Origin of the sequence: Mycobacterium sp. (genome assembly GCF_035697385.1) — a bacterium.
Lineage (GTDB): Bacteria > Actinomycetota > Actinomycetes > Mycobacteriales > Mycobacteriaceae > Mycobacterium.
Map to the genome: position 1 here is coordinate 43,829 of NZ_DASSCY010000009.1, position 22,612 is coordinate 66,440.

23 protein-coding genes are annotated in these 22,612 nt (G+C 66.2%); 12 read left to right on the plus strand and 11 right to left on the minus strand.

The genetic code is table 11. The features are described 5' to 3' along the window. The first annotated feature begins 281 nt into the window (after positions 1-281). Positions 282-641: a hypothetical protein gene (locus VFH65_RS00920; RefSeq protein ID WP_353319244.1), complete on the plus strand. Its 360-nt coding sequence runs from the start codon at positions 282-284 to the stop codon at positions 639-641. A 58-nt stretch (positions 642-699) separates the two neighbouring features. Next, positions 700-1,149, plus strand: a complete 450-nt coding sequence (locus tag VFH65_RS00925; RefSeq protein ID WP_353319245.1) for a nitroreductase family deazaflavin-dependent oxidoreductase — start codon at positions 700-702, stop codon at positions 1,147-1,149. Here VFH65_RS00925 and VFH65_RS00930 read toward each other — a convergent pair. The 4 genes from VFH65_RS00930 to VFH65_RS00945 form a co-directional block, all read right to left on the minus strand. Continuing rightward, complete coding sequence (locus VFH65_RS00930) at positions 1,073-3,058, minus strand: TRAP transporter permease (RefSeq protein WP_353319271.1); 1,986 nt, start codon at positions 3,056-3,058, stop codon at positions 1,073-1,075. The two genes, VFH65_RS00925 and VFH65_RS00930, sit on opposite strands and share 77 nt — an antisense overlap. Positions 3,059-3,105: 47 nt before the next feature. Beyond that, positions 3,106-4,077: a TAXI family TRAP transporter solute-binding subunit gene (locus VFH65_RS00935; protein ID WP_353319272.1), complete on the minus strand. Its 972-nt coding sequence runs from the start codon at positions 4,075-4,077 to the stop codon at positions 3,106-3,108. A gap of 115 nt (positions 4,078-4,192) precedes the next feature. Next, positions 4,193-5,098: an SDR family oxidoreductase gene (locus VFH65_RS00940; protein WP_353319246.1), complete on the minus strand. Its 906-nt coding sequence runs from the start codon at positions 5,096-5,098 to the stop codon at positions 4,193-4,195. Between the two features lie 11 nt (positions 5,099-5,109). Then, positions 5,110-5,868: an SDR family oxidoreductase gene (locus VFH65_RS00945; protein WP_414688330.1), complete on the minus strand. Its 759-nt coding sequence runs from the start codon at positions 5,866-5,868 to the stop codon at positions 5,110-5,112. Between the two features lie 71 nt (positions 5,869-5,939). On the opposite strand from VFH65_RS00945, the gene echA20 reads away from it, so the two are divergent. The 6 genes from echA20 to VFH65_RS00975 are packed head-to-tail and all read left to right on the plus strand — an operon-like array spanning position 5,940 to position 10,841. Continuing rightward, the gene (gene echA20, locus VFH65_RS00950) at positions 5,940-6,698 is read left to right on the plus strand and encodes a (7aS)-7a-methyl-1,5-dioxo-2,3,5,6,7,7a-hexahydro-1H-indene-carboxyl-CoA hydrolase (RefSeq protein ID WP_353319248.1); all 759 of its coding nucleotides are present in this window, start codon (positions 5,940-5,942) and stop codon (positions 6,696-6,698) included. Next, positions 6,695-7,585 (plus strand): cholesterol ring-cleaving hydrolase subunit IpdA, encoded by an 891-nt coding sequence (ipdA, locus tag VFH65_RS00955; RefSeq protein WP_353319249.1) that lies wholly within the window; start codon positions 6,695-6,697, stop codon positions 7,583-7,585. Before echA20 ends, ipdA begins: the two co-directional genes overlap by 4 nt. Beyond that, positions 7,582-8,331 (plus strand): cholesterol ring-cleaving hydrolase subunit IpdB, encoded by a 750-nt coding sequence (gene ipdB, locus VFH65_RS00960; protein WP_353319250.1) that lies wholly within the window; start codon positions 7,582-7,584, stop codon positions 8,329-8,331. Before ipdA ends, ipdB begins: the two co-directional genes overlap by 4 nt. Positions 8,332-8,334: 3 nt before the next feature. Next, entirely contained in the window at positions 8,335-9,405 is a 1,071-nt protein-coding gene (ipdC, locus tag VFH65_RS00965; RefSeq protein ID WP_353319251.1) for a (3aS,4S,5R,7aS)-5-hydroxy-7a-methyl-1-oxo-octahydro-1H-indene-4-carboxyl-CoA dehydrogenase, read from the plus strand. A gap of 54 nt (positions 9,406-9,459) precedes the next feature. Beyond that, on the plus strand, positions 9,460-10,107 hold the full coding sequence (locus VFH65_RS00970) for a SatD family protein (RefSeq protein WP_353319252.1): 648 nt from the start codon (positions 9,460-9,462) through the stop codon (positions 10,105-10,107). After that, positions 10,104-10,841 (plus strand): hypothetical protein, encoded by a 738-nt coding sequence (locus tag VFH65_RS00975; protein WP_353319253.1) that lies wholly within the window; start codon positions 10,104-10,106, stop codon positions 10,839-10,841. The genes VFH65_RS00970 and VFH65_RS00975 overlap by 4 nt, the downstream gene beginning before the upstream one ends. Positions 10,842-10,862: 21 nt before the next feature. Here the strand turns inward: VFH65_RS00975 and fadA6 are convergent, their stop codons facing one another. From fadA6 to ipdE1, 7 genes are all read right to left on the minus strand, one after another. After that, positions 10,863-12,011, minus strand: a complete 1,149-nt coding sequence (gene fadA6 / locus VFH65_RS00980; protein ID WP_353319273.1) for a steroid 3-ketoacyl-CoA thiolase FadA6 — start codon at positions 12,009-12,011, stop codon at positions 10,863-10,865. Positions 12,012-12,021: 10 nt separating this feature from the next. Next, entirely contained in the window at positions 12,022-12,615 is a 594-nt protein-coding gene (gene kstR2 / locus VFH65_RS00985; RefSeq protein ID WP_353319254.1) for a TetR family transcriptional regulator KstR2, read from the minus strand. Positions 12,616-12,662: 47 nt separating this feature from the next. Continuing rightward, positions 12,663-14,219: a DUF4153 domain-containing protein gene (locus VFH65_RS00990; protein WP_353319255.1), complete on the minus strand. Its 1,557-nt coding sequence runs from the start codon at positions 14,217-14,219 to the stop codon at positions 12,663-12,665. Beyond that, a complete protein-coding gene (locus VFH65_RS00995) occupies positions 14,216-15,181 on the minus strand; it encodes a HAMP domain-containing sensor histidine kinase (RefSeq protein ID WP_353319274.1) in 966 nt (321 codons plus the stop codon). The genes VFH65_RS00990 and VFH65_RS00995 overlap by 4 nt, the downstream gene beginning before the upstream one ends. Before the next feature lie 62 nt (positions 15,182-15,243). Further along, positions 15,244-15,909: a response regulator transcription factor gene (locus VFH65_RS01000; RefSeq protein ID WP_353319256.1), complete on the minus strand. Its 666-nt coding sequence runs from the start codon at positions 15,907-15,909 to the stop codon at positions 15,244-15,246. 73 nt (positions 15,910-15,982) lie between these two features. Then, the gene (gene ipdF / locus VFH65_RS01005) at positions 15,983-16,771 is read right to left on the minus strand and encodes a (5R,7aS)-5-hydroxy-7a-methyl-1-oxo-2,3,5,6,7,7a-hexahydro-1H-indene-carboxyl-CoA reductase (protein ID WP_353319257.1); all 789 of its coding nucleotides are present in this window, start codon (positions 16,769-16,771) and stop codon (positions 15,983-15,985) included. 31 nt (positions 16,772-16,802) lie between these two features. Beyond that, on the minus strand, positions 16,803-17,951 hold the full coding sequence (ipdE1, locus tag VFH65_RS01010; RefSeq protein WP_353319258.1) for an acyl-CoA dehydrogenase IpdE1: 1,149 nt from the start codon (positions 17,949-17,951) through the stop codon (positions 16,803-16,805). Between the two features lie 47 nt (positions 17,952-17,998). On the opposite strand from ipdE1, the gene fadD3 reads away from it, so the two are divergent. The 4 genes from fadD3 to VFH65_RS01030 are packed head-to-tail and all read left to right on the plus strand — an operon-like array spanning position 17,999 to position 22,610. Beyond that, complete coding sequence (gene fadD3, locus VFH65_RS01015; RefSeq protein ID WP_353319259.1) at positions 17,999-19,528, plus strand: 3-((3aS,4S,7aS)-7a-methyl-1,5-dioxo-octahydro-1H-inden-4-yl)propanoate--CoA ligase FadD3; 1,530 nt, start codon at positions 17,999-18,001, stop codon at positions 19,526-19,528. Further along, positions 19,528-20,673, plus strand: coding sequence for an acyl-CoA dehydrogenase family protein (locus VFH65_RS01020; RefSeq protein ID WP_353319260.1), 1,146 nt, complete (start codon positions 19,528-19,530; stop codon positions 20,671-20,673). Before fadD3 ends, VFH65_RS01020 begins: the two co-directional genes overlap by 1 nt. A gap of 9 nt (positions 20,674-20,682) precedes the next feature. Then, positions 20,683-21,636: an acyl-CoA dehydrogenase family protein gene (locus VFH65_RS01025; RefSeq protein WP_353319261.1), complete on the plus strand. Its 954-nt coding sequence runs from the start codon at positions 20,683-20,685 to the stop codon at positions 21,634-21,636. Next, positions 21,636-22,610, plus strand: coding sequence for an acyl-CoA dehydrogenase family protein (locus tag VFH65_RS01030; protein WP_353319262.1), 975 nt, complete (start codon positions 21,636-21,638; stop codon positions 22,608-22,610). Before VFH65_RS01025 ends, VFH65_RS01030 begins: the two co-directional genes overlap by 1 nt. The last annotated feature ends 2 nt before the right edge of the window (positions 22,611-22,612 follow it).

Sequence of the window (22,612 nt, forward strand, 5' to 3'; positions counted from 1 at the left end):
CGTACGTTTTGTCGCCCTCTTCTCGCACTTGCTCTGCAAAACGTACGTTTCGCGGGTCAAGTGTCCGCCGTGTAGCAGCGGTGATCCGATTCGACGGGATCTCATCGCAAGGGGGAACTACTGCCTCATAGGTAATGACTCGGGCACTAGGCGACCGCATCCCTCATCACGCTGCTAGTACAAATTCAGGACCATGGTCGGTACAAATCCATGACTAGAACGCCGATGACTTCTCAGCCGAGCATGTTCCCAAGCGAAAAGCTCGCGTGAAGGAGAAGGATATGGCCAAGACGACCCGCATCCGTGTGACCCGCTACCTAGCGGGCCCAGCGCTCGCACTAGGCCTGGCGATCGGATCAGCCGCCGTGGCCAGCGCCGAGCAGGTATGGGACATCGGGGCGTACGACGACTGCATGAAGAAGACCATCCGAGACGCCGCCTGGTGCTGTCTGACAAGCGGTGGGGTTGTGACGGACGCGAACGCGCAAGATGACTCAGGGTGTGCGGCCCCTCCGCCGGCAGAGTCGCAGGGCCGCAACCCGCTGCCCAGCGATGCGCCCACCCATGTAATGCAACCGTCGCCGCTACCGGGCCCGCCTATACACGTCGGGTCGGCACCGGGAGGGGTCTTGACCCCCTAGCTTTGACGCCATTCGGTCAGTTGGTTTGCAAACGGTCCGCTGCGGCTAGTCAGGTCGAATGAGTGAGCGGCGATGGGTCCGGAACTCGAAGTTCCTTGCGCTGCTGATGAAGTACTTCGCGCGCGCCCATATCTGGGTGTATCAGCGCACCAACGGGCGGTTGGGGGCGAAGCTGCTGTGGTTTCCCGCGGCGCTGATCACCACCACCGGACGCAAGACCGGCCAGTCGCATACCACGCCGACGCTGTATCTGCGTGACGGCGATCGGGTGGTGCTGCCGGCGTCGTTCGGCGGCCGCGCCCGCGACCCAGGCTGGTACCGCAACCTGAAGGAAGACCCTAAGGTGCACATCCAGATTCGCGACGAGCACCTCGACCTTGTCGCGCGCGACGCCAGCGACGATGAACGAAAGTGCTACTGGCCCAGGCTGATCAAGATGTATCCGCCGTATCGGGGCTATCGGCAGGCGACTGATCGGGTGATTCCGCTGGTTCTCTGCGAGCGATAACGAGATTCAGGACCACTGCGGCCGCAACCAGGCCTGCTCCCACGGCCATCGTTACCGGCTGCATGTACAGCAACAACGCCGCCGCCGGTACACACAGCAGCCGCTCGGGCCAACCTGCCTTGCGGATCAGCCACCCGCCGGTGACCACCGCCAGTGCCGCCACTGCCAGTGCGCCAACCGCCGCCGTCCACGCCATGTCGGCAATCGACTTCAGGCCGAGAAGGCCTTCGCCGTTGTCGGTGATCACGAACGCGAACGGCACCAGGAAGGCGGGCAGCGTGTACTTCCACGTCTGCATCATGGTGGGGATCACCCGGCCGCCGGTGATCGCTGAAGCGGCGACCGAGGCCAGTGCCGTCGGCGGAGTCACTTCGGACAGCACCGCGAAATAGAACACGAACATCGCCACCGCTGGTGCCGAGACGCCGAGATCCTGCAGCGCAGGCCCGATGATCACCCAGCTGATCACGAACGACGCCGTAACGGGCACCGCGAGCCCGAGCACCGACACCGCCAACGCCGCGAAGACCGCGGTGAAAATCAATACAGCCGTGGGGTTTTCGGTGATGGTGCGTGCGGTGTTCACCAGGATGGAGTTCAGCTGCAAGCCCAGGCCGGTTCGGGTGATCATCGCGGCGACGACGCCCGCCGCAGCACACACCGCTGCGACGGAAAGGACGCCTCGCACACCCGTGGCCAGTGCGCCGTACAGCTTGGCCGGCGTGAGCCGGTGTTCGCGGTCCAGGTACGACAGCACGATCTGCACCACCGTCGCGTAGACGACTGCCCTCACCGCCGACACATCCATCGCGAGGAACACGACAATCGTCGCCAGCGAAATCAAGTGATAGCCGAACCTGCCCAGCAGCCGCCACGTCGATTCCGTTTCGACATCGACCTCACGGGTGGCGTAGCGCCGGGCGTCGATCTCGACGGCGAGCAGGATGCCGAGGTAGTACAGGATCGTCGGCACGATCGCCCAGACCAGCACCGTCAGATATGACACCTGTAGGTACTCGGCGATGATGAAGGCAGCAGCGCCCAGCGTCGGCGGGGAGAGGATCGCGCCTATGCCCGCGGCGGCCAACATTCCTCCGGCGTTCTCGGCCGGATAGCCAGCGCGCCGCAGCACCGGCCATGTCACCGAACCCAGGCTGACGGTCGTCGCGGTCCCCGAACCGGAAACACTGCCCATCAGGAACCCGGCTAACGTCACGGTGCGGCCCGGCGCGGCGCGAGATCTGCGGAACGCGGAGAACGACAGGTCGATGAAGAACTTGCTTGCGCCCGACGCATCCAGCACGGCGCCGTAGATGGTGAAAAGCACGATGTACGTTGCCGCGACGTCCAACGGCACGCCGTAGAGGCCGGTCGACTGGATGAACGATGCGCTGATGATCTGGTCCCAGTCCACGCCGGCGTGCGCGATCGCCGCACCCTGCGGCAGGTAGCCGCCGTAGTAGGCGTAGCCGAGGGCGAGCACCAACACGATCGGCAGCGCGACGCCCGTCGTGCGGCGGCAGGCCTCCAACACCAACAGCAACACGATCGTTCCGACGATGACGTCGGTTACGCCCGGCGTGCCTTGGCGGCTGAGGAACTCGTCGAATCCGCCACCGCCATCGCCGATTTGGACTGAGAGCACCGGGTAGAGGCACGCCACCAACGCCACCGCGGCGAGCAGCCAGTCGATCGGCGTCGGGTTGTCACGGGTGGTTTGTGGGTCCGAGCGACGACGGAACCGCACGCCCGAGCGATAGCACAACAAGGTCAACGGCAGCACCGCCGCCAGGAACAAGATCAGCGAGACCTGGTTGCCCTGCGCCAGCGGAAAGAACACCTGATACAGCGCGAACAGGCCGACCAGGACGCAGGCGGCCGTGACCAGGTGCTGTACCCACCCGGTCAGCCGGCGCGCCGGCTTTTCTTCCTCGTAGGAGGCGGGCGAGATCTCGGTCAGGTGGCGGCGCCGAGATCGTCGAGCGCCTTCTTCGCGCCGGGATGCAGCGGCACCGGGCTGGTCTGACGGGCGGTGTCGAGCGCGATGCCGTCCGCCGCCTTGTTCGCCTGCACGAGATCGGCCTTGTTTTCGAACAGCGCCTTCGTCAGCACGCAGGCGGTGTTTCCGTCCATATCGTCTTTGACCAGAAGCACATTCGGCACCACGACTGTCGGCACATCCGCCGGCGTCTGGTAGGTGCTCGCAGGGATGACGCCGCGTTCGTAGATCGGGTTGATCTCCTGCAGCTTCGTCAAAGTGTCTGTGACATCGAGGAACTTGACGGCATCACGCTGGCTGACGAACAGATCAGTGATGCCACCGGTCGGCAGGCCGCCGGACCAGAACATTGCGTCGATCGATCCGTCCTTCATGCCCTCGACGGTCTTACCCAGTTCGGTGCGCTGCGCCTGGATGTCTTTGGCGGGGTCGAGTCCGGCCGCCTCCAGCATCCGGTTGGCGATCACCTCGGTGCCGGAATTCGGCGCGCCGGTGGAAACGCGCTTGCCCCGCATATCGGCAATCGAGTTGATTCCGGCGTCCGTGCGGGCGATCACCTGCGTGTAATTGGGATACAGCCGCGCGAGCGCCGCGATCGGCTGCTTCTCGTCGAACGACGCCGTGCCGTTGACAGCGTCCGCGGCGGTGTCGGCGAGCGAGAACGCGATCTGATGGGTACCCGCCACCAACTGCTGGATGTTCTGCAGCGACGCGGACGTCTCCGCAGCGGTGGCTTTCAGCTTGCCCTCGGTGGCCTTACTGATGGCCTCCGCATACGCGCCGCCGAGGGTGTAGTAAACCCCGGTGGTGTTCCCCGTCGCGATGCTCAGCCGGGCGTCGGTGGTCACTTCGCACGACGTCGGCTCGGTTTCCGCGGCCGCTGAGTCGTCACCGCGCTGTCCACCACACCCGGCCAGTAGCAACAACATTGCGCCGATAACGGCGCCTCGTCCGTATCGTCTCACCCGTCCATCATGGTCCGCGGAGGGACGGTTCAGCGGCGGTTTGGCTTAAGTTAAGTGCCGGAGCCGCTCGGCGTCGCCATCAAGCTCCGTAAACCGGAACCGGGGGGCGGGCCTTGGCGAGCAGATCCTTGACCACCGGACCGAGTTCCGCCGGATCCCACCGGGCGCCCTTGTCGATCTGAGGTCCGTGCGCCCAGCCCTCTGCAACACGCACGATGCCGCCCTCGACCTCGAACATCCTGCCGGTGACGTCCCTGGATTCGACGCTACCGAGCCAAACCACCAGCGGCGAAATGTTTTCCGGCGCCATCGCGTCGAAGTCCTTGTCCTGTGTCGACATCATCTCGGCGAACACGGTCTCGGTCATCCGGGTTCGCGCCGACGGAGCGATCGCGTTGACGGTGACGCCGTAGCGGCCCATTTCGGCCGATGCCACCAGCGTCATGGCAGCGATGCCCGCCTTGGCGGCGCTGTAGTTGGCCTGTCCGACACTGCCCTGCAGGCCGGCGCCGGAACTGGTGTTGATGATGCGGGCGTCGGGGGTGTTACCTGCCTTTGACTGCGCACGCCAGTAGGCCGCCGCGTGCCGCATGGTGGCGAAGTGCCCCTTGAGATGCACGGCGATGACGGCGTCGAACTCTTCCTCGCTGGTGTTGGCGAACATCCGGTCGCGGACGATGCCCGCATTGTTAACCAGGACGTCGAGCCCGCCGAAGCTGTCGACGGCGGTCTGGATCAGGCCCTCGGCCTGCGCCCAATCGGCGACGTTCGCCCCGCTCGTCACGGCTTCGCCTCCGGCGGCGGTGATCTCGTCGACGACACCTTGCGCAGCGCTGCCCCCGCCGGCGGGTGAGCCATCCAACCCCACCCCGATGTCGTTGACCACCACGCGCGCGCCCTCAGCGGCGAACGCCAGCGCATGTGCGCGCCCGATGCCGCCACCTGCTCCCGTCACGATGACCACCCGGCCGTCGAGCAAACCCATCCGCTGTCTCCTTACTTGATCGCGTTCGCGGTCGTTGTGTCCAGGTAATGCGGCGGTTCTCCCCCGCCGTGCACCTCGAGCGACGCGCCACTGATGTACGACGCTGCATCTGAGGCTAAAAACGCTGCGGCCCAACCGATGTCGGCTGGCTTGGCGAGGCGACCCAATGGCACCTTGGCCGAGATCGCTGCGATCGAATCCGCGTCGCCGTAAAAGAGGTCGGCCTGTTCGGTCTCGACCATGCCCACCACCAACGCGTTCACGCGCACCTTCGGCGCCCATTCGACGGCCAGTGTGTTCGTGAGGCTTTCCACGCCCGCCTTCGCGGCGCCATAGGCGGCGGTGCCAGGGGTCGGCCTTCGGCCGCTGACGCTGGCGACGTTGATGATGGACCCGCCCTGCGATTGCGTCTGCATGTGCCGGTTGGCGTGTTGCGAGACCGACAGCGGTCCAAACAGGTTGAGCTCGATGATCTTTCGATTGAACTTCGCACTCGCGTCCGCAGTTAGGACGTACGGTGAGCCTCCTGCGTTGTTCACCACCACGTCGAGGCGGCCGTGATCGGCGACGACCTTGTCGACCATCGCGGCAACCGCGTCGTCGTCGCGCACATCGCAGGAGTGGAATTCGTAGGGCAATCCCTCGACGGGTCGGCGCGCGCATGTCACCACCGTCGCGCCCTGATCGGCGAAGACCGCGCTGATGCCAGCGCCCACGCCGCGGACGCCACCCGTCACGAGGACGACCCTGTCCTTGAGTCCGAGGTTGATGTCTGGCGCGTCGGTCACTGTGCTAGCGTACCAAGCAAGTGCTTGCTTTCCTACCGTCACCAGGAAGTGCTATGACCATCACGTCTTCCACACTCGAGCCGGGCATCGTCGCGGTCACCGTCGACTACCCACCGGTCAATGCCATTCCGTCGCGCGGGTGGTTCGAACTCGCCGACGCCATCACCAAGGCCGGCGAGGACCAGCAGACCCACGTCGTGATCCTTCGGGCCACCGGTCGCGGTTTCAATGCCGGCGTCGACATCAAAGAGATGCAGCGCACCGAGGGCTACACGGCGCTGATTGACGCCAACCGGGGTTGCTACGCCGCGTTCCGCGCGGTGTACGAGTGCGCGGTGCCGGTGGTCGCGGCCGTCAACGGCTTCTGCGTCGGCGGCGGCATCGGGCTGGTCGGCAACGCTGACGTCATCGTGGCCTCCGACGACGCGACGTTCGGGCTGCCCGAGGTCGAGCGTGGCGCGCTCGGCGCTGCGACGCATCTGTCGCGGCTGGTGCCGCAGCACATGATGCGACGACTGTTCTTCACCGCCGCCACCGTCGACGCGGCGACCCTGCACCACTTCGGATCGGTGCACGAGGTGGTGCCGCGCGACGATCTGGACGAGGCGGCGTTGCGGGTGGCCCGCGACATCGCCGCGAAGGACACTCGGGTGATCCGCGCGGCCAAGGAAGCGCTGAACTTGATCGACGTCCAGCGGGTCAATTCGAGTTACCGCATGGAACAAGGCTTTACCTTTGAGCTGAACCTCGCCGGTGTGTCGGATGAGCACCGCGATGCGTTCGCGGGGACCTCCAAGGGAGGCAAGTCGTGACCGACAAGAGGACCACTCTGGACGCAGCCGTCGCCGAGTTGCGTGACGGCATGACCATCGGCATCGGCGGCTGGGGCTCGCGGCGCAAGCCCATGGCTTTCGTGCGAGCCATCCTGCGCACCGACGTCAAAGACCTGACCGTGGTCAGCTACGGCGGACCGGACATCGGGTTGCTTTGCGCCGCAGGGAAAGTGCGGCGGGTGTACTACGGCTTCGTCTCGCTGGATTCGCCGCCGTTCTACGATCCATGGTTCGCCAAGGCACGCACGTCCGGCGCCATCGAGGCGCGCGAGATGGACGAGGGCATGTTGCGGTGCGGCCTGCACGCGGCGGCACAGCGACTGCCGTTCCTGCCGATCCGCGCAGGGCTGGGCAGTTCGGTGCCGGACTTCTGGGAAGGCGAGCTGTCGACGGTGACGTCGCCATACCCCGCTCCCGGCGGCGGCTTCGAAACCTTGATCGCGATGCCCGCGCTGCGGCTGGACGCGGCGTTCGTGCACATGAATCTCGGTGACGCTGCCGGCAATGCCGCCTACACGGGCATCGACCCGTACTTCGACGACCTCTACCTGATGGCAGCGGACAAGCGTCACCTGTCGGTGGAGCAGGTGGTGCCCACCGAGGAGTTGGTCAAGGCCGTTCCTCCGCAGGCATTGCTGGTGAACCGGATGATGGTCGATACCGTCGTCGAAGCGCCGGGCGGCGCCCACTTCACCACCGCCGCACCGGATTACGGGCGCGACGAGAAGTTTCAGCGTCACTACGCCGAGGCCGCCGCATCCGACGAGAGCTGGCAGCAGTTCGTCGCGACCTACCTGTCCGGCAGCGAGGCCGACTATCAGGCAGCGGTTCGCAAGTTCCAGGCGGCTGAGGAGAACAAGAAGTGATTTCCGTGACCCGCGCCGAGGTGTGCGCCGTTGCCTGCGCCGAATTGTTCCGTGACGCAGGCGAAATCATGGTGAGCCCGATGGCGACCATGGTGTCGATCGGGGCGCGCCTGGCGCGGCTGACCTTCTCCCCCGACATCCTGCTGTCCGACGGCGAGGCGCAATTACTGGCCGACACACCGGCCATCGGCGCCGTCGGCGCGATCGAGGGGTGGATGCCGTTCGGCCGGGTCTTCGAGACTCTCGCATGGGGCCGCAGGCATGTGGTCATGGGCGCCAACCAGATTGACCGCTACGGCAATCAGAACCTCTCGGCGTTCGGGCCCCTGCAGCACCCGAAGCGCCAGATGTTCGGCGTTCGCGGCGCACCGGGCAACACCATCAACCACGCCACCAGTTACTGGGTGGGCAACCACTCCAAGCGGGTCTTCGGCGAGTCTGTCGACGTGGTGTCCGGCATCGGCTGGGACAAGGTCGATGCGTCGAATCCGGCGTACCGCTTCGTCAACGTGTACCGCGTGGTGTCCAACCTCGGGGTCTTCGACTTCAACGGGCCGAACTATCAGATGCGCGCGGTGTCCCTGCATCCGGGGATCACGCCAGAAGAGGTTCAGGAGAACACGTCGTTCGAGGTACACGATCTCGACAAGGCAGAACCGACCCGGCTTCCGACCGTCGACGAACAAAAGCTGATCCGCGAGGTTATCGACCCGAAGTCACTGCGGGACAAGGAAATACGGGTGTGACAAATGGCTAAGTTGCGCACGCCGCTGACTGAGCTGGTCGGCATCGAGCATCCGGTGGTGCAGACCGGGATGGGCTGGGTGGCAGGTGCGCGGCTGGTCTCGGCTACCGCGAACGCCGGCGGCCTTGGCATCCTGGCGTCGGCGACCATGACGCTGGAGGAACTGCAGACCGCCGTCACCAAGGTCAAGGCCGCGACGGACAAGCCGTTCGGCATCAACATCCGCGCGGACGCCGGCGATGCGAATGATCGCGTCGATCTGCTGATCCGCGAGGGCGTGAAGGTCGCCTCGTTCGCGCTGGCGCCGAAGCCCGAACTCATTGCCCGCCTGAAAGAGGCTGGCGTGGTGGTGATTCCGTCGGTCGGAGCGGCCAAGCACGCCAAGAAGGTCGCCGGCTGGGGCGCCGACGCGGTGATCGTCCAGGGCGGCGAGGGCGGCGGGCACACCGGGCCGGTGGCGACGACGCTGCTGTTGCCGTCGGTTCTGGATGCGTTGAAGGGGGAAGACATCCCTGTGGTTGCGGCGGGCGGGTTCTTCGACGGCCGCGGCCTTGCGGCGGCGCTGTCGTACGGCGCGGCGGGCGTGGCCATGGGCACGCGCTTCCTGTTGACCTCCGACTCCACCGTGCCCGACGAGGTCAAGCAGCGGTACCTGCAGGCGGCGCTTGACGGCACCGTGGTGTCCACCCGCGTCGACGGCATGCCGCATCGCGTGCTGCGCACCGGGCTCGTCGAGAAGCTGGAAAGCGGATCGCGCCTGCGCGGGTTCAGCGCGGCGGTGCGCAATGCCCAGAAGTTCAAGAAGATGTCCGGCATGACATGGCGGTCGATGATCAGCGACGGCCTCGAGATGAGGCACGGTAAAGAGCTGACGTGGTCGCAGGTGGTGATGGCGGCCAACACACCAATGCTGCTGAAGGCCGGGCTGGTCGAAGGCAACACCGCGGCAGGTGTGCTGGCGTCGGGCCAGGTCGCAGGCATCCTCGACGACCTGCCGTCATGCGCGGAGCTGGTCGAGTCCATCGTGAATGACGCGGTCAAGCACCTGCAGGCGGCGGCCGCACTCGTCGTGTGAGTTCGATATGAAGCTGTGAGCTTCATATCGAGATGCTGAAGCTATACTCTTCATATGTCGAAGGTGAAGTCTATCGCTTCATCCACTTCCCGGGCGACCGTGATCGGCGACGTCGTGGGCTCCCGTCGCGTCGCCGACCGAAGTGCGCAACACCGCGCCCTGAATCGGGCGCTGGCCGATATCGCGCCCGACGCCATCGACCCGCCGGCGTTCACCGTCGGTGACGAGTTTCAGGGCAGCTATCCGACAGTGGGCGGCGCGATCGATGCGGCGCTGTCGCTGTGGCTGGCCGTCGTACCGGACATCGACGTGCGGTTCGGGATCGGCTGGGGCGAAGTGGTGGTGCTCGACCCCGATGCGGGAATTCAGGACGGACCGGGATGGTGGGCGGCGCGGGAGGCCATCGAATGGACGGCGTCGGCCCAACGGCAACCGGGCCTGGCGCTGGCGCGGACGTCGTTTCGCGGCACGAACCGCGACGACATCGACGCGGTCAACGCTGCGCTGTTGTGTCGGGACCATCTGCTTGGATCGCTGGATGACCGATCGATACGGATTCTGAAGGGCCTGTTGAGTAACCGCAGTAAGAAGGACATCGCGACGACCGAGGGCATCAGCGCCTCGGCGGTGTCGCAGCGCGCCGGCCGCGATGGTCTCGACCTGATTGTTCAAGCGTCGCAATACCTACGGAGCCTAAAGTGAGCGGACTAGCGGTGATGCTGATCGCGGTGGGCATCGCCGACGTGTGCCGCAGACTCACCGACCGCATCTGGGTGCCGGTCGCCGTCGCGCCTCTCACCGTCGTCTGCTGCGCGGTCCTGGCGGGACTGTGGCACCTGGGTGACATCGCGCTGTTGGTGATCGCCGCGGCGGCGAGCGTCTGGTGGGTCGTGTTGTGTGCGCGCGCCGAGCGGACCGGCGAGCGAGAGGTGACGCCGCTGGTGGTGTTCGGCGGTGCCGCCGGAGTGCTGATCCTGTTGTCGGGCTGGGGTTCTGACGTCGCGGGCTTGGTGCAGCGATGGTCGGGGTGGGTCGGACTGCCCGGTCTCGACGAGGTGTCGCCGAATCGCGTGCTGATGGTGGTGGGCGTCGTGTTGTTGCAACTTGTGACGGGAAATCAATTGGTGCGCTTGGTGCTTGGCTCCGTCGGCGCGGTCAAACCGGCGGGCCAACCGCAGGCGTCGGACAAGCTGAAAGGCGGCCGGCTGCTCGGCCCGATGGAACGCCTGCTCATCGTCGGCCTGGGTTTGGCCGGTCAGCTGGCCGCGGCGACGGCCGTCGTCGCCGCCAAGAGCATCGTCCGGTTCCCGGAGATCAACGCACAGAAGGCCCGCGAGAACGGTGGCATCGGCATCGACGAAGTGACCGAGTACTTCCTGGTCGGCAGCTTCGCGAGCTGGATCCTCGCGCTCGGCGGAGTGGCGTTGGCGCAGTAACGCCTGCCGCGAGGGGAAGGGTTAGAGCCGTTCGATGATGGTGACGTTGGCGGTGCCGCCGCCCTCGCACATCGTCTGCAGGCCGTAGCGACCGCCGGTGCGCTCCAACGTATTCAGCATCGTCGCGAACAGTTTCGCGCCGGTCGCACCGAGGGGGTGTCCCAGGGCGATCGCGCCGCCGCTCGGGTTGACCTTCTCCGGATCGGCCTTGGTCTCCTTGAGCCATGCCATGACGACGGGTGCGAACGCCTCGTTGATCTCCACCGTGTCGATGTCCTCGATCGACAGCCCCGTCTTCTCCAACGCGTAGTGGGTTGCCGGGATCGGTCCGGTCAGCATGAACACCGGATCGGCGCCGCGGGCACTGATGTGGTGAATGCGGGCGCGCGGCTTCAAGCCGTGGTCCTTGACGGCTTGCTCGGAGGCGAGCAGCACGGCGCTGGCGCCATCGGAGATCTGGCTGGCCATCGCGGCGGTCAACCGGCCACCGTCGACAAGAGTCTTGAGGCCCGCCATCTTCTCCATCGAGGTCTCGCGGGGCCCCTCGTCGGTGACGAAGCCCTCGACGCCGATGATCTCGTTCTCGAAGTGCCCGGCGCGGATCGCGTCCAGCGCGCGCTGGTGGCTGGTCAGCGCGTACTCCTCCATCTCTTCACGCGAGAGGTTCCACTTCTCGGCGATCATCTCGGAGCCGCGGAACTGCGAGATCTCCTGGTCGCCGTAGCGGTGCAGCCAGCTCTTCGATTCGTTGGTTGGCGAGGTGAAGCCGAACTGCTCGCCGACGATCATCGCCGACGAGATCGGGATCTGGCTCATGTTCTGCATGCCGCCCGCCACGATCAAATCGGCGGTACCTGACATGATCGCCTGTGCCCCAAAGGAAATCGCCTGCTGGCTCGATCCGCACTGCCGGTCAACGGTGACTCCTGGCACTTCCTCCGGATATCCGGCGGCGAGCCACGACAGTCGTGCGATATTGCCCGCCTGGGGTCCGATGGCGTCGACGCAGCCGGCGATCACGTCATCGACCGCGCCGGGGTCGACGTCGACACGGTCGAACAGGCCGCGCCACGCGGCGGCTCCGAGGTCGACGGGATGCACGCCCGCAAGCGATCCGTTTCGCTTGCCGACTGCGGTGCGCACAGCTTCGACGACGTACGCCTGCGAAATCCCAGCCATGTCAATCCTTTTCCGTTGTGATCCCGCCGAGGACGATGGCGAGGTATTGCCTGCCGACCTGTTCGGCCGTGAGCGGCCCACCCGGCTGATACCAGCGGACCGAAACCCAGGTGGTGTCGCGGATGAACCGGTAAACCAGGTCGACGTCGAGGTCCGGACGGAAGTGGCCCTCTTCGATGCCCTGGTTGAGGACGTCCATCCACATCTTGCGCTGCTCTTTGTTGCGCTCATCCACGTAGGAGAACCGCGCTTGCGACGACAGCCGCTTGGCCTCGTCCTGGTAGATGACGACTTGCGCGTGCCGGTGTTCGATCGCCTCGAACGACGCCATGAACAGGCCCTTGAGCCGCTCCAGCGGGTTGGGTTCGGTGTCGACGATCTCCTGGTATCTGGTGAACAACCAGTCAAGGAAGCCGCGCAGCACCTCGTCGACCATCTCTTCTTTGGAAGCGAAGTGGTGATAGAGACTGCCGGACAGGATGCCCGCCGAATCGGCGATGTCGCGCACCGTGGTGGCCCGCAATCCGCGGTCGGCGAACATCGTCGCGGCGAGTTCGAGCAGCTCGTCGCGCCGACTCGGAAGCGCCCTGTCCACCCGACCAGGATAGCAACCAAGCGCTTGCTAGGTAAGTCCCGGGGACTTTAGCGATAGTTCAGCCAGTACTGGCCGCACTCATCGCCACGCGGCGCGCCGTCGTGGGTGGCACGCCACCGCGACAGATTGAACTCGTACCAGGCGTCCCGGTCGTCACTGCGGTACATCGCGCATACGCGCATCGGTTCGGGCAGCCGGGCCAGTGCCGGCTCGATGTCCGAGGACAGCCGAAACAGGTAGGCGGTGTCCAACAGCCCGGTCTGCTCGTACCGGTCGATGTTGCGCTCGGCGATCAGCCGCTCGGGATTCGTCGCGGCAAGTCCCAGCAACGCCACCGCACCGGCCATCAGGATCGCCTGCGGCAACCACTGCCCCGTCATCCGAATACCTGCGACGGCGACGAGGATGAACACCGCGCCGAGCCACAATTCGATGGTGATCACCATGACGCGCTCGGTACTGAACCCGTAGGCCTGTTGATACAGCCACATCCGGTGGATCGCCGAGATCACCACCACAACCGAAGTGGCACAAAGGATTCCGACAAGAGACCGCAAGAGCCGGCGATCCGGTGCAGCCTGCCGCCTTGCCACCCGGATGACGCCACTCAACACCAGGAGCGTCAGCGCGGACACCCACAGCAGCTGCCAGAAGCCCTGACGTGCGTACTCGGCGTAGGTCAGTCCCTCGGTCTCGAGGACGTGCGCATGCCCGCCGAACAGCACCGTGGCCTGAACCGCGACGAACCCGATGAACAGCACGTCCAGCACCGCAAGGGGCACCGCCCACTCCCAGTTCGGCACCGGACGCATTGGACCCGGCGCGAGCGCATCGAGCTTGGGGGCGAAGCGCACCAGGTAGCCGCCGAACAGCACGAAGCTCAGCACAATCCCGAACACCAGGGCGCGGGCATAGGCCTCGTAGGGGTTCCATTCGGGTGTTAGGAGTTCGATCAGCCGCGCGAAGGCTGGATCGGCGGACGCGAACAAGCCGCCGAACACCAGCACGAGCACAACGGTGACTGCCGCGACGACGCCGATCCGGACCGCGCTTGGCCGCCGACTCCACCTGAGTTCGCCCTTTGGGACGGCGCGACGGACCCACCCGATCACCCGCGCGGGCAGCAGCCACGGCACAAAGGGGCCGGTGAACACGGCGGTCCACGTCCTGCCGCACGCCAGCGTGCTCCAGCCGACCAGCCACGCAGCCAGCACGCACAGCACCCCAAGCCATTCCGCAGCGAGCAGTGCGGGCACGGCCAGCAGCGCCAGGGTGACAGTGATCCCGAGCCATTCACCGCGCGTCGGACGACGCCCGGCGGTGCCGTACACGACGCCGAACACCAGGGCACCGACAAGGAGGTAGCCCACGCTGAGCACGGAGATCCGCCAGAACGCGGCACCAATCACGCCGGCGACAAGCGCGAGCATCAGCAGTCGGCGCGGCGCGGCGGCCAGCGGGTCGAGCGGCCAGATGCGGTGCGGCCAGATGGTCCAACCGGGCTCGCCGTACCGCGGCCGTTGCGGACCGAACACGGGTGGGGGCGGCGGCGCTTGCGGTGCCCCGTACCAGCCCGGGTACATCGTGCTCTGCGGTGTCGTCATCGTTGTTCCTCGCCTACCGCCGGTGCGGGGATTGTGACCCCGATCCGGCAACCAGTCCTGGCGTCCATCACTTCGATGGCGCCGCCATGCAATTCGACCGCCCAGCGGGCGATCGCCAATCCGAGTCCGGTACCGCCGGCCGATGTCGCGCCCCTTGTGAAGCGCTGGAACACGCGTTCACGTTCGTCGGGAGGAATCCCTGGCCCCTCGTCGCACACTTCGACCCGCAGCCCTGTCGGCTGCGCCGCACTCGCGATCACGGAGACCCTTGCGCCCGCAGGGCTGTGCCGGATGGCGTTGTCCACCAAGTTGACGACCACCTGCCGCAGACGGGCCTGATCGGCGATGGCGACAAGATCCGGAGGCGACACTTGCACCGTCACCTGCACCCCATCGCCAGCCACCGCGACGTGTCCGACGGCCTCCTCGAGGAACCGCTTGACGCCGAATATGCTGGGCTGCAATGCGATAGCGCCGCCTTCGAGCCGGGACAGGTCCAACAGGTTGGTGACCAGCTCGCTGAGTCGCTCGGTCTGCGACAGCGCCATCCGCATGGTTTTGTCATCCGGCTCCGCGATGCCGTCGACGACGTTCTCCAGCAGCGCGTGCAACGCCGTGATGGGGGTCCGAAGCTCGTGCGAGACGTTGGCGATGAGGCCGCGTCGATACTCGTCGGCGGCGCCCAGATCCGTCGCCATCTGGTTGTAAGCCGCCGCCAACTGTCCGATCTCATCTCTGGACGTGGCGCGGACACGCGCGCTGTAGTCGCCGCGCGCCATGGCGCGCGCCGCCGCGGTCATCTGCCGCAGCGGCGATGTCATGCCGTGGGCGAGGAATTGGGTGAGTGCGAGCGAGGTGGCCAGCGCGGCGAGCAACGCCCACCGGAACTGCCAGCTCGCGCCGATCCAGAACGTGAACGCGGCAAGGGTGATCGCGCTGCCGACGAGCAGGCCCATCTTCATCTTGAACGAGCTGAAGGGATCCAGTGGCCTGGGCAGCCGATCCCACACAGCCGCAAGCCTGCTCAACGCGGTAGCTCCAGCGCGTATCCGACGCCGTGCACGGTGCGGATGAGTTCTGAGCCGAGCTTGCGGCGCAACGCCTTTACGTGAGTGTCGACGGTCCGGCTTTCCACCCCGGACGCCCAGCCCCACACGTGTTCGAGCAGGGCATCGCGGGAGACAGCCGTGCGCGGCCGGCCCGCCAAAAAGATGAGCAGATCGAATTCGGTTCGGGTCAAGTGGATTTCGTCGTCGCCCTTGTGAACCCTGCGGGCCTGCAGATCAATCCGATGGTCACCAATCCACAGTGGTTGGGCTGGGTCGCTCCGGTCGACGCGGCGCAGCAGCACCCGGACGCGCGCGACGAGTTCGCGCATGCTGAACGGTTTGGTGAGGTAGTCGTCGGCTCCGATACCCAGCCCGATCAACATGTCGGTTTCGTCGGTTCGCGCGGTCAGCATCAGCACTGGGATGGGCTGCGCCGCCTGGATCCGCCTGCACACCTCGAACCCGTCGAAGCCCGGCAACATGACGTCGAGCACCACGAGGTCCGGTTGGGAGGCCGCGGCCGCGGCGACGGCCGACGGTCCGTCGACGGCGGTCTCGACCAGGAACTCCTCGGCACGCAGCCGAGTCGCGACGGCGTCCAGGATGGTCGGCTCGTCGTCGACCACCAGGATTCGCTTCACACATCTGACTGTAGGGGCCGGATGTGGGGCTTCTTGGCAGCGTTTGTGAAGATTCGGTGGAGATCGCGGTCTGTCAGGCCCGCTGGCTCGACACCGAGATGACTTCGCCGGTCAGATAACTGGAGTAGTCGCTGGCCAGGAACGCGATGGTGGCGGCCACCTCCCATGGCTCGGCCGCACGCCCGAACGCCTCACCTTCCGACAGCCGGTCCAGGAGATCCGAGGAACTGGTCTTCTCCAGGAACTTATGCCGGGCGATACTCGGTGATACCGCGTTGATCCGCACGCCGTACTCGACAGCTTCGATTGCGCTGCACCGGGTTAGCGCCATCACGCCGGCCTTGGCCGCGGCGTAGTGCGACTGTGAGTGCTGCGCGCGCCAACCAAGCACGCTGGCGTTGTTGACGATCACGCCGCCGTGGTCCGCCTCGCGGAAGTACCGCAGCGCCGCGCGCGTCGCACGCATCACCGACGTCAATGTGACGTTGAAGACGCGGTCCCACTCCTCGTCGGTCATGTCGACGACGGGGGTCTGCCCACCCAAGCCTGCGTTGTTGACCAATACGTCCAGGCGTCCCATCCGGGCGGTGGTCGAGGCGATCAACGCGTCGACCTGCGCGGTGGACGTCACGTCGCACACCACACTTTCGACCTGACCGAGGCCGAGCTCTGCGAGCTGGTCGCGGGTCTCGCCCAATCGCCGCTCGTGGTGGTCGGAGACGACGACGTCGGCGCCCTCGAGTAGCGCACGCCGCGCTACCGATGATCCGATGCCCGTGCCTGCGGCAGCCGTCACGACGACGACCTTGCCGGCCAGAAGGCCGTGTCCGTCAATCTCTTTCGGCGCGTCCGCCAGGCTCATGCGGCTTTTCCTATGGTCTTCGCGCAAGCGCTCATCCGCGAACCTCTCTAGGTAGGCCGAGCACCCGCTCGGCGATGATATTGCGCTGAATCTCGTTGGAACCGCCGTAGATGGTGTCCGATCGCGAGAACAGATACAGCCGCTGCCATTCGTCGAAGTCGCCATCGGTCAGCGTCAGACCTTCGCGGCCCAACACGTCCATGGCGATCTCACCAAGATCGCGATGCCAGTTGGCCCACAACAGTTTCGACACGTTGTCCTGACCGGGCTGCTCGACGTCCATCGTCGCCAGCGCGTATGACCGCATGGTGCGCAGCCCCGCCCACGACCTGGTGAGGCGCTCCCGAATCAGCGGATCATCGGCGGCGCCAGTGCGTTTCGCCAACTCTGCGACACCTGACAACTCGCGGGCGTACTCGATCTGCTGGCCGAGTGTCGACACACCACGCTCAAATGTCAGTGTCCCCATCGCGACCCGCCAGCCGTCGCCGGGTTCGCCGACCACCAGATTCGCATCGGTTCGGGCGTCGTCGAAGAACACCTCGTTGAACTCGGAGTCCCCGGTCAGCTGCACGATCGGACGGACCTCGACACCGGGCTGGTCCAACGGCACCAGCAGATACGACAGCCCGGCGTGACGCTTGGAGCCCTTCTCCGTGCGAGCCACCACGAAACACCATTGCGCCCAGTGCGCCAGCGACGTCCACACCTTCTGGCCGTTGATCACCCACTGGTCGCCGTCGAGTTCTGCCGTGGTCGACACATTGGCGAGGTCGCTGCCTGCTCCGGGCTCGGAGTAGCCCTGGCACCACAGCTCGGTGACGTCGAGAATCTTGGGCAGGAACCGCTGCTGCTGCTCGGATGTGCCGTACGCGATGAGCGTCGGCCCCAGCAGCTCTTCACCGAAGTGGTTGATCTTCGCTGGCGCGTTGGCGATCGCGTATTCCTCGTAGAAGGCCACCCGGTGCGCGACGGAAAGGCCGCGGCCGCCGTGCTCCTGCGGCCAGCCAAGACACGTCAGACCTGCCGCCGCTAAATGCTGGTTCCACGCTCGCCGTTCCTCGAAGGCTTCGTGCTCGCGCCCCGGCCCGCCAAGGCCCTTGAGCGCGGCGAATTCGCCGACCAGATTGTCGGCCAGCCACTCGCGGACCTCGGCCCTGAACTCCTGGACCTGTATCACCCTTGTAGGCTAACCTACCAAGCACTTGCTTTGTTAGAGGAGCATCCATGACTGGCCATCCGAGGACCATTCCGCGGGTTCTCGACCGGATTGCCGACCAATTCTCCGACCGAAATGCGCTGGTCACCGATGATCGGCGGTTCACGTTCGGTGAATTGCGGGCAGAGGTCCGACGGGCCGCCGCGGCGATGATCGCGCTGGGCGTCAACGCCGGGGATCGGGTCGCGATCTGGTCGCCGAACACGTGGCACTGGGTGGTGGCGTGTCTGGCAACGCACTACGCCGGCGGCGTGCTGGTGCCGTTGAACACCCGCTACACCGCCAGCGAGGCCACCGACATCCTCGCCCGCACTGGCGCTCCCCTTCTGGTCGCCGCCGGTGAGTTCCTCGGCGCCGACAAAACCGCGGACTTGGACCGCGATGCGCTGCCCGCCCTGCGCCACATCGTTCGCGTGCCGATCGACAAGGACGACGGAACCTGGGACGAGTTCGTGAGCCGCGGGGGCGGCCTCGCCGCCAAAGATCAAGTCGACGCACGCGCCGCCGCGGTGAAGCCCGACGACGTCTCCGACATTCTGTTCACCTCCGGCACCACCGGCCGCAGCAAGGGCGCGCTGTGCGCGCACCGGCAGTCGTTGGACGCGCCTGCGGCATGGGCCGAGTGCGGACAGCTCACCAGTGACGACCGCTACCTGTGCATCAACCCGTTCTTCCACAACTTCGGTTACAAGGCCGGCATCCTTGCCTGCCTGCAGACCGGGGCCACCTTGATCCCCCAGCTGACCTTCGACCCCGAAAAGGCCATGCAGGCCGTGCAGGATCACCGCATCACCGTGCTGCCGGGGCCGCCGACGATCTACCAAACTCTGCTCGACCATCCCAAGCGCGCCGACTACGACCTGAGCTCGCTACGGTTCGCGGTGACCGGCGCCGCGGTCATCCCTGTTGTGCTGATCGAACGGATGCAGAACGAGTTGGACATCGACATCGTGCTGACCGCCTACGGCCTGACCGAGGCCAGCGGGTTCGGGACGATGTGCCGCGCCGACGACGACGCGGTCACCGTCGCCACCACCTGTGGTCGGCCGATCGCCGACTTCGAGCTGAGTATCGGTGAACACGACGAAGTACTGCTGCGCGGCCCGAACGTGATGCTCGGCTACCTCGACGATCCCGAAGCCACCGCTGCCGCAATCGATTCGGACGGCTGGTTGCACACCGGCGATGTCGGTATCGTCGACGAAGCCGGCAATTTGAAGATCACCGACCGGCTCAAGGACATGTACATCTGCGGCGGGTTCAACGTCTATCCCGCAGAGATCGAACAGGTACTGGCACGCCTGGACGGTGTCGCCGAGTCCGCGGTCATCGGGGTTGCCGACGAACGGCTCGGCGAGGTCGGCAAGGCGTTCGTGGTGACCAAACCCGGCGCGACGCTTGACGAACAGACTGTCATCGCTTACACCCGTGAGCATTTGGCGAACTTCAAGGCGCCCCGGTCGGTGGAGTTCCTCGATGTGCTGCCGCGCAACCCGGGCGGCAAAGTGGTCAAGCCGCTACTTCGTGAGAGGGCCTGATGGACCTGAGCTTTGACGACACCACGCGCGAATTCCAGGCGGAGGTTCGTGACTTCCTTGCGGCGAACAAGGATTCCTTCCCGACCAAGTCCTATGACACCGCCGAGGGCTTCGAGCAACACCGGCGTTGGGACAAGGTGCTGTTCGACGCCGGCCTTTCGGTGATCACGTGGCCCGAGAAGTACGGCGGTCGCGATGCCAGCTTGTTGCAATGGGTGGTATACGAGGAGGAGTACTTCCGCGCCGGCGCACCAGGACGGGCCAGCGCCAACGGTACGTCGATGCTGGCGCCGACGCTGTTCGCGCACGGCACCGAGGAGCAGCTGGACCGCGTGCTGCCGAAGATGGCCAGCGGCGAGGAGATCTGGGCGCAGGCCTGGTCCGAACCGGAGTCCGGCAGCGATCTGGCGTCGCTACGGTCGACCGCGACCAAGTCCGACGGCGGCTGGCTGCTCAACGGCCAGAAGATCTGGAGCTCGCGAGCCCCGTTTGGGGAGAGGGCGTTTGGCCTGTTTCGCTCGGACCCCGAGGCGGAACGTCACCGCGGGCTGACGTACTTCATGTTCGACCTGAAGGCCAGCGGCATCACGGTCCGGCCGATCGCGCAGCTCGGCGGTGACACCGGCTTCGGTGAGATCTTCCTCGACGACGTGTTCGTGCCGGACAACGATGTGATCGGCGCGGTGCACGACGGCTGGCGCGCGGCGATGAGCACGTCGAGCAACGAGCGCGGCATGTCGCTGCGCAGCCCGGCCAGGTTCTTGGCACCGGCCGAACGGCTGGTGCAGCAGTGGAAAGCCAACCCTGACAGGGACATTAAAGCGGCGTTCACCGACCGCGTCGCCGACGCGTGGATCAAGGCCCAGGCATACCGGCTGCACACGTTCGGGACGGTGACGCGCGTCGCCGCCGGCGGCGAGCTGGGCGCGGAGTCGTCGGTGACCAAGGTGTTCTGGTCGGACCTCGACGTGACACTGCACCAGACCGCGTTGGACATGCGGGGTGCAGACGGCGAGCTCGCCGATTCGTGGACCGAGGGCTTGCTGTTCGCGCTCGGCGGCCCGATCTATGCCGGTACCAACGAGATTCAGCGCAACATCATCGCCGAGCGCCTGCTAGGTCTGCCGCGGGAATCTAAGAGGTGAGATTCGACTGTGTTTTTTGAGACTGACGAACAGCAGCGGGACTTCGCGGCCAGCATCGACGCTGCACTGGCAGCGGCCGATCTGCCGAGCGCGGTTCGGGCATGGGCCGCGGGCGACACCGCGCCCGGCCGCAAGGTGTGGGCGCAGCTGACCGACCTCGGCGTCACCGCGTTGGCGGTACCGGAGAAGTTCGACGGCATCGATGCGCACCCGGTCGACCTGGTGGTCGCCGCGGAACGGCTGGGCCGGTGGTGTGTGCCAGGGCCGGTCACCGAATCCATTGCGGTGGCACCGATTCTGCTGGCCAACGACGATCGGAGCGCCGCGCTTGCCGCAGGTGAGTTGATCGCCACCGTCGCGCTTGCGCCCCATGTGCCGCGCGCCGTAGATGCCGACTCGGCGGGCCTGATCCTTGTCGCCGCCGACGGCTCGGTGCGTGACGGCCAGCCCGGCACACAACATGCGTCCGTCGACCCAAGCCGAAAGTTGTTCGACGTCACCGCAACCGGTGAGGCGCAGCCCGCCGACGTCGCGCGCGCCTACGAGTTCGGTGTGCTGGCCACGGCCGCGCAATTGGTGGGGGCGGGCCAGGCGATGCTGGACGCCTCGGTCGAATACGCCAAGCAACGCAGTCAGTTCGGGCGGGTGATCGGGTCCTACCAGGCGATCAAGCACAAGCTCGCCGACGTGCACATCGCCATCGAGCTGGCGCGGCCACTCGTATACGGGGCGGCGCTGTCGCTGGGCGACAATTCAATTGATACGGCGCGCGATGTCAGCGCCGCCAAGGTCGCCGCCGCCGATGCCGCCCTGCTGGCGGCGCGTTCGTCGCTGCAGACCCACGGCGCCATCGGCTTCACTCAGGAACACGATCTGTCGCTGTGGCTGTTGCGGGTGCAGGCCCTGCGATCTGCGTGGGGCGATCCGACCGTGCACCGCAGGCGGGTGTTGGAGGCGCTCTGATGACTGAGGAACGGGAATTGCTGCGCGAAACCGTCGCCGCACTGGTCGAGAAGCACGCGTCGCCTGCGGCGGTGCGTGAAGCGATGGCGTCGGAGCGAGGCTACGACGAGTCGCTCTGGAAACTGCTGTGCGAACAGGTCGGCGCCGCGGCACTGGTGGTGCCCGAGGAATTGGGCGGTGCAGGCGGTGAACTCGGGGACGCCGCCGTGGTGCTCGAGGAGCTCGGACGGAGTTTGGTCCCCACGCCGCTGCTGGGCAGCACGCTGGCCGAGCTGGCGCTGCTGGCATCCGACGAGCCGGACGGCGATACTCTCGAAGGGCTGGCCGAGGGCACCAAGATCGGCGCCGTGGTGTTCGAAGCCGATGAGCGCTCGCGCGAAGAGAATTCGGGCCGCGACTATGTCGTCAACGGTGGCATCGCCGACATCGTCATCGCCGCCGACGGCAAGACGCTCACCCGCTGGACAAGCTTCACCGCGCGGCCCGTCGACACCATGGATCTGACGAGGAAGCTGGCGCGGGTTGAGCCGCAACAGACCGCGGACATCGGCACCGATCCCGGTCTGGCGGGCACGGCCGCGATCCTGTTGGCGGCCGAGCAGATCGGCGCCGCAGCGAAGTGCCTCGATCTGACCGTCGAATACACCAAGGACCGTGTGCAGTTCGGCCGCCCGATCGGCAGTTTCCAGGCGCTCAAGCACCGGATGGCCGATCTGTATGTCGCGGTGCAGTCGGCGCGGGCGGTTGTCAACGAGGCGATCGCCGAGCCGTCGGCGACGACGGCGGCGCTGGCCCGGGTCGCTGCCAGTGAGGCGTTCTCCAAGGTCGCCGCGGAGGCCGTGCAGATGCATGGCGGCATCGCGATTACCTGGGAGCACGACATCCAGTTGTACTTCAAGCGCGCGCACGCCAGCGCGCAACTGCTCGGGCCGCCGAGGGAGCATCTTCGCCGGCTCGAATCCGAGGTGTTCTAGCG